Here is a 6907-nt window from a genome sequence, read left to right on the forward strand (position 1 = left end):
GTGCGGCCTGTGCCGGGGCGGGGGCCGGCGCGGCCGGCTTCTCGGCGGCGGGCGCGGGGGCCGCGGGGGCCGGTGCGGCCTGAGCCGGGGCCGGGGCCGCCGGGGCCTGAGCCGGGGCGGCCGGCTTCTCGGCGGCGGGGGCCGGTGCGGCCGGGGCCGGTGCGGCGGCCGGAGCCGCCCCCGGGGCGCCGATGACGGCCAGCTTGGCGCCGACCTCGGCGGTCTCGTCCTCACCGACGACGATCTCCAGCAGCACGCCGGCGACCGGCGCGGGGATCTCGGTGTCGACCTTGTCCGTGGAGACCTCGAGCAGCGGCTCGTCCTCCGCGACCTCCTCGCCGACCTCCTTCAGCCAGCGGGTGACGGTGCCCTCGGTGACGCTCTCACCGAGCGCCGGAAGGGTGACGTCCGTACCGGACGCGGAGGAGGCGCCGGCGGTGTCCTGTGCGGCCGGTGCCTCGGCCGGGGCCTCGGTCTCGGTCGACGGGGCGGTGGGGGCCTCCTCGGCGACCGGGGCCGGAACGGCCGCGGGCTCGGCGGCCGGAGCGGCCTCGGCGGCGGGTGCGCCGGAGCCGTCGTCGATGACGGCCAGCTCGGCGCCGACCTCGACGGTCTCGTCCTCGGCGACCTTGATGGAGGTCAGGACACCGGCGGCGGGGGCCGGGATCTCGGTGTCGACCTTGTCGGTCGAGACCTCGAGCAACGGCTCGTCGGCCTCGACGCGCTCGCCCTCGGCCTTCAGCCAACGGGTGACAGTGCCCTCGGTGACGCTCTCGCCGAGCGCCGGAAGGGTTACGGAAACCGACATGGTTTCAGTTGCTCCTTACGAAAATGCGGAAGTGGTCGGTCGTCGCGCCCGGACTGGGTCAGTCGTGGGAGTGCAGCGGCTTGCCGGCGAGCGCCAGGTGGGCCTCGCCCATGGCCTCGTTCTGCGTCGGGTGGGCGTGGATGAGCTGCGCGACCTCGGCCGGCAGCGCCTCCCAGTTGTAGATCAGCTGGGCTTCGCCGACCTGCTCGCCCATACGGTCACCGACCATGTGGACGCCGACCACGGCACCGTCCTTGACCTGGACGAGCTTGATCTCGCCCGCGGTCTTGAGGATCTTGCTCTTGCCGTTGCCCGCGAGGTTGTACTTGAGGGCGACGACCTTGTCCGCGCCGTAGATCTCCTTGGCCTTGGCCTCGGAGATGCCCACGGAGGCGACCTCGGGGTGGCAGTACGTGACCTTGGGGACACCGTCGTAGTCGATCGGCACGGTCTTGAGACCGGCCAGCCGCTCCGCGACGAGGATGCCCTCGGCGAAGCCGACGTGCGCCAGCTGCAGGGTCGGGACCAGGTCGCCCACGGCCGAGATCGTCGGGACGTTGGTCTGCATGTACTCGTCGACGAGGACGTAACCGCGGTCCATGGCGACCCCGGCCTCCTCGTAGCCCAGACCCTGCGAGACCGGGCCGCGGCCGATCGCGACCAGCAGCACCTCCGCCTCGAAGGTCTTGCCGTCGGCGAGGGTGACCTTGACGCCGTCCTGCGTGTACTCGGCCTTGTCGAAGAAGGTGCCGAGGTTGAACTTGATGCCGCGCTTGCGGAACGCGCGCTCCAGCAGCTTCGAGCTGTTCTCGTCCTCGACCGGGACCAGGTGCTTCAGGCCCTCGACGATCGTGACGTCGGTGCCGAAGGACTTCCACGCCGAGGCGAACTCGACGCCGATCACGCCGCCGCCGAGGACGATGGCGGACTTCGGGACGCGGTCCAGCTTCAGCGCGTGGTCCGAGGAGATGATGCGGTCGCCGTCGATCTCCAGACCGGGCAGCGACTTCGGCACGGAACCGGTCGCGAGGACCACGTGGCGGCCCTGGATGCGCTGGCCGCCGACGTCCACCGAGGTGGGCGACGAGAGACGGCCCTCACCCTCGACGTAGTGGATCTTGCGCGAGGCGACGAGACCCTGCAGGCCCTTGTACAGGCCCGAGATCACGTCGTCCTTGTACTTGTGGACGGCCGCCATGTCGATGCCCTCGAAGGTGGCCTTCACACCGAACTGGGCCGACTCGCGGGCCTGGTCGGCGATCTCACCGGCGTGCAGCAGCGCCTTCGTGGGGATACAGCCGTTGTGCAGGCAGGTGCCGCCGACCTTGCCCTTCTCGATCAGTGCGACGTCCAGGCCCAGCTGCGCTCCGCGCAGGGCCGCGGCATAACCGCCGCTACCACCGCCGAGGATCACTAGGTCGAAAACGGTGCTGGCGTCGTTCGCCACGTCACGTCCTCCATGCATGTGCGCCGTACGCCGGACCCCGTCGCTGGGGTGTGACCGGCCGGTCGGCTGGTGTGCGGCCGCTTGTGTAGTTCGGCCCTGTGGTGGGGGCCCTGTCCTGCCGAGAACCCATCTTCGCACTTGTCGGGGGCGGACGGGACGCGGGCCCCTGGTCGGGGCCGGGCGAACACCCGGCCCGGGCCGTGCCGTATGCGTACAAAGTTTCGGAAAACCGGCGGTCAGGTGCCACTGGGGGAACACGTACGGCCCCGGACGTATGCCCGGGGCCGTATCGCCGCCCGCGAACGGCGCGCGCCCGGTGTAACCGGCGCGCGCCGCGGGCGGGGGGTCAGCCCAGGTCGCCGTCGGCCGTGCGCTCGGCCAGCCGGAGCAGCGTGCGGACCGAGGAGCCGGTGCCGCCCTTGGGGGTGTAGCCGTACGGGGCGCCCTCGTGGAAGGCCGGGCCCGCGATGTCCAGGTGGGCCCAGGCGATGCCCTCGCCCACGAACTCCTTCAGGAACAGGCCGGCCACCAGGCCGCCGCCCATCCGCTCGCCCATGTTGGCGATGTCGGCGGTCGGGGAGTCCATGCCCTTGCGCAGGTCCGCGGGGAGCGGCATCGGCCAGGAGGCCTCGCCGACCTCCTCGGCGGTCTCGTGGATCGAGGTGCGGAAGGCGTCGTCGTTGGACATCACGCCGAAGGTGCGGTTGCCCAGCGCCAGGACCATGGCCCCGGTCAGGGTCGCCACGTCGACGATCGCGTCCGGGTTCTCCTCCGAGGCGCGGGTCAGCGCGTCGGCGAGGACGAGACGGCCCTCGGCGTCGGTGTTGAGGACCTCGACAGTCTTGCCGCTGTACATGCGCAGGACGTCGCCCGGGCGGGTGGCGTTGCCGGACGGCATGTTCTCGGCGAGGGCCAGCCAGCCGGTGACGTTGACCCGCAGGCCGAGGCGGGAGGCCGCGACGACGGTGGCGAACACGGCGGCGGCACCGCTCATGTCGCACTTCATCGTCTCGTTGTGCCCGGCCGGCTTCAGCGAGATGCCGCCCGAGTCGTAGGTGATGCCCTTGCCGACCAGGGCCAGCGTCTTCTCCGCCTTCGGGTGCGTGTAGGCCAGGCGGACCAGGCGGGGGCCGTGCGTCGAGCCCTGGCCGACACCGAGCAGACCGCCGAAGCCGCCCTTGACGAGGGCCTTCTCGTCGAGCACCTGGACCTTGATGCCGTGCTCCTTGCCGGCCGCGGTGGCGACGGCGGCGAAGGACTCCGGGTACAGGTCGTTCGGCGGGGTGTTGATCAGGTCACGGGCCCGGTTGATCTCCTCCGCGAGGGCGACGGCGCGCTCGGCGGCGGCCTTGTACGCCTTGTCGCGGGGCTTGGCGCCGAGCAGGGCGACCTCGGCCAGCGGCTGCTTCGGGCCCTTGTTCTTGGCGCCCTTGGGGGCGATCCTGTCCTCGCCGCCCTGGTAGGCGGTGAAGGCGTACGCACCCAGCAGGGCGCCCTCCGCGATGGCCGCGGCGTCCTCGGCGGACTCCGTCGGCAGCGCGAAGCCGGCCTTCTTCGAGCCGTGCAGGGCGCGCGCGGCGCTGCCCGCGGCCCGGCGCAGCGCCTCGGCGTCGTAGGCGTCGTCCTGCTCGGGGGTCCGGCCGAGGCCGACCGCCAGCACGACCGGGGCCTTCAGGCCGGACGGCGCGGGGAGCTTGGTCACTTCGCCCTCGGCACCACTGGCGCCCAGGGTCTCCAGGACGGCTGCGAGCTTTCCGTCGAAGGCCTTGTCCACGGCCTCGGCGCCCGGTGCCACGACCGGCCCCTTCGCGCCCTTGGCGACGCCGACGACGAGTGCGTCGGCGCGCAGCGTCGCCGCACCGGCAGTGCTGAGAGTGAGAGCAGTCACGGTGGTGAAATCTCGCTTCCGTTGAGTTCTGTGCCGGTCGAGGGGTGGGCCGACCGCGCCCGGCGCATCGTATGCCTCGCCGCAATGTGCCGGGAATGAGCCTACGCGCGCCTTTGCTTCCCGCTCACGGGGGCACGGCCGTCCGTGTGCGGGCCGCGGCCCCGTGAGCGCCTCCGCCCGACCCGGTCCGGAAGGAACGCCGGGCGCCGATAAGGTCGTTCACCAGCACGGATCGAGCGGGGGAGCGGTATGCGGAACACAGCGGGCGGTACGAGGGCATGGGGGCGGGTGCTCTGCGCCGCGCTCCTCCTGCCGGCGTTGCTCGCCGGCTGCGGCGCGGACGCGGACAAGGACGCGGACGGGGGAGACGGCGCCGGCGGCCGGGCGGCGGAGCACTGGCGGCCGGAGCCCGGCGTGGACTGGCAGTGGCAGCTCTCCGGCCGGATCGACACCTCGGTGGACGCCCCGGTGTACGACATCGACGGCTTCGACCAGGACGCGAAGACGGTGGCCGCGCTGCACGGCGAGGGCCGCAAGGTCATCTGCTACCTCTCCACCGGCGCCTGGGAGGACTTCCGTCCGGACGCCGAGGAGTTCCCCGCCTCGGTACGCGGCAAGAGCAACGGCTGGGACGGGGAGTGGTGGCTCGACATCCGCCGCACCGACGTCCTGGAGCCGCTGATGGAGACCCGGATCGAGATGTGCGCGAAGAAGGGCTTCGACGCGGTGGAGCCCGACAACATGGACGGCTATCTCAACGACACCGGCTTCCCGCTCACCGCGGAGCACCAGCTGCGCTACAACCGCCTGATCGCGGACCTCGCCCACCGGCACGGCATGGCCGTGGGACTGAAGAACGACCTGCCCCAGATCCCGGAACTGGTCGGCGACTTCGACTTCGCGGTGAACGAGCAGTGCGCCCAGTACGAGGAGTGCGACGAGCTCACCCCGTTCATCGACGCGGGCAAGGCCGTCCTGCACGCGGAGTACGAGCTGCCGGTGGCCGACTTCTGCCCCGACTCCCGGCGGCTGCGCCTGAGTTCGCTGCTGAAGGAGTACGAACTCGGCGCCTGGCGCCAGACCTGCTGAGCCGGGTCAGCCGCCCAGCACCAGCACCACCAGCACCGCCGTGGCCGCCGTCTCCTCCAGGGCCCCGAACACATCGCCGGTGACCCCGCCGAAGCGCCGGACGCAGTGACGCAGCAACAGCCACGCCGCCGCCAGGCCCGCCAGGGCGGCCAGGGCGTACCGCACCGGCCCGTGGCCGCCGGGGGCCGCGCCCCCGCCGCGCCGTGCGCCCATCCCCGGCCGTAGAGCTCGAAGAGGGCCGCGACCTGTGCCAGCAGCACGAACAGCAGGGTGATCACGCCGAACGGGCCGATGTCCGACTGCTTCATGATCCGCAGCGCGTCCGCGGCCGGCTTGCCGCTGCCCAGCCCGTCCGCGGTGTCCGCCAGCCCGTCCAGGTGCAGCCCCCGGGTCAGGACGGCGGGCAGCGCGGCGGAGGCGACGGCCGCGAGCAGGGGGCCGGCCCCGGCGAGCAGCAGCAGCGCCCCGGGAACCGCCGCGAGCAGCCCCACCACGAGCCCGGCGAGCGGTGCGCAGAGCATGCCGGCCCGCGCGGTCTCGCGGTCCCAGCGTGAGACGCGGACGGGGAGCACGGTCAGAGTGCCGAAGGCGAAGCGCACGCCGTGGCTGTTCAGGGAGGTCACCGCGCGCAGGCTAGCCGGTGCGACCTCGGGCCGGATCGGGGGGAACGCGGCAAAAGCCTCATAGGTGGAGCTTCGGGAGCGGGTGGGATCGGTCACTGGCTGCACCGGGGAGCCGTCGGACCCGGACGGCGCCGACCGGCACCGCGGTCCCGCTCATCGCGCTGATCGCCGCCGTACGCCTCGCCCGGCCCGCCCCGGGCCCCGCGCTTCCGCCGAGGCCGCCACCGGGCTCCGCCCGGGCACCTCGCGGGCCTGCCGCCACCACGTGCGCCGGGCCGGCCGCCGCCGCGGGGTCCAGGACCTGCCCGGCGGGGCACCGGCCCGGACGCCGCTCCCCAACCACTCCCTGACGGCCTCTCAGGCGGTGGCCTCCGCCGCCTCTTCGCCCGTCGCGCCCTCTCCGCCGCGCTCCTCCCCCTCGTCCTCGTCGTCCGCAGGGACCTCACCGGCGCGCTCCGGAAGCTCCGCGGCCAGCGCCGCGGCGGCCTGGACCAGCGGCAGCGCCAGCAGCGCCCCGGTCCCCTCGCCGACCACCAGCCCGTGGTCCAGCAGCGGGGTCAGCGCCATCCGGTCCAGCGCCTTCCCCTGCGCGGGCTCCCCGCTCACCTGGCCCGCCAGCCACCAGTCCGGGGCCCGGAAGGCCGCCCGCTGGGCCACCAGGGCGCAGGCCGCCCCGACCATGCCGTCCAGGATCACCGGCATCCGCCGTACCGCGCTCTGCAGCAGGAAACCGGTCGTCGCCGCCAGATCGGCCCCGCCCACCGTGGCCAGCAGCTCCAGCAGGTCACCGAGGACCGGCCGGGCCCGGCGCAGCGCGTCCCGGATCGCGGCGCACTTGCGCATCCAGGCCAGGTCGTCGATGCCCGCGCCGCCGCGCCCGGTGACCACCGAGGCGTCCGTACCGCACAGTGCGGCGATCAGGGTCGAGGCCGCCGTCGTCCCGCCCACGCTCAGATCGCCCAGGACGACCAGGTCGGTGCCGGAGTCCGCCTCCTCGTCCGCGATCCGCATCCCCAGACGCACGGCCTGCTCGCTGTCTCTTATACACATCT

Annotated in this window: 5 protein-coding genes and 1 pseudogene; 1 reads left to right on the forward strand and 5 read right to left on the reverse strand. The window is 73.2% G+C overall.

The genetic code is table 11. The features are described from left to right. The 3 genes from IH13_RS0114755 to IH13_RS0114765 form a co-directional block, all read right to left on the reverse strand. The coding region (locus tag IH13_RS0114755; RefSeq protein ID WP_031084582.1) for a biotin/lipoyl-containing protein at positions 1–808 on the reverse strand (808 nt) is incomplete at its 3' end. A 58-nt stretch (positions 809–866) separates the two neighbouring features. Next, positions 867–2255: a dihydrolipoyl dehydrogenase gene (gene lpdA / locus IH13_RS0114760; RefSeq protein WP_031084583.1), complete on the reverse strand. Its 1389-nt coding sequence runs from the start codon at positions 2253–2255 to the stop codon at positions 867–869. Positions 2256–2601: 346 nt separating this feature from the next. Further along, complete coding sequence (locus tag IH13_RS0114765; protein WP_031084585.1) at positions 2602–4143, reverse strand: leucyl aminopeptidase; 1542 nt, start codon at positions 4141–4143, stop codon at positions 2602–2604. A gap of 249 nt (positions 4144–4392) precedes the next feature. On the opposite strand from IH13_RS0114765, the gene IH13_RS0114770 reads away from it, so the two are divergent. Continuing rightward, a complete protein-coding gene (locus IH13_RS0114770) occupies positions 4393–5232 on the forward strand; it encodes an endo alpha-1,4 polygalactosaminidase (protein WP_031084587.1) in 840 nt (279 codons plus the stop codon). A gap of 6 nt (positions 5233–5238) precedes the next feature. Here the strand turns inward: IH13_RS0114770 and IH13_RS37500 are convergent. After that, positions 5239–5855 (reverse strand): annotated as a pseudogene (locus tag IH13_RS37500) (adenosylcobinamide-GDP ribazoletransferase). Between the two features lie 357 nt (positions 5856–6212). Beyond that, positions 6213–6907: nicotinate-nucleotide--dimethylbenzimidazole phosphoribosyltransferase (locus IH13_RS0114780; RefSeq protein WP_199814666.1), on the reverse strand; the 695-nt coding region annotated here is incomplete at its 5' end.

The sequence above is a fragment of the Streptomyces sp. NRRL WC-3549 genome (genome assembly GCF_000721935.1).
GTDB lineage: Bacteria > Actinomycetota > Actinomycetes > Streptomycetales > Streptomycetaceae > Streptomyces.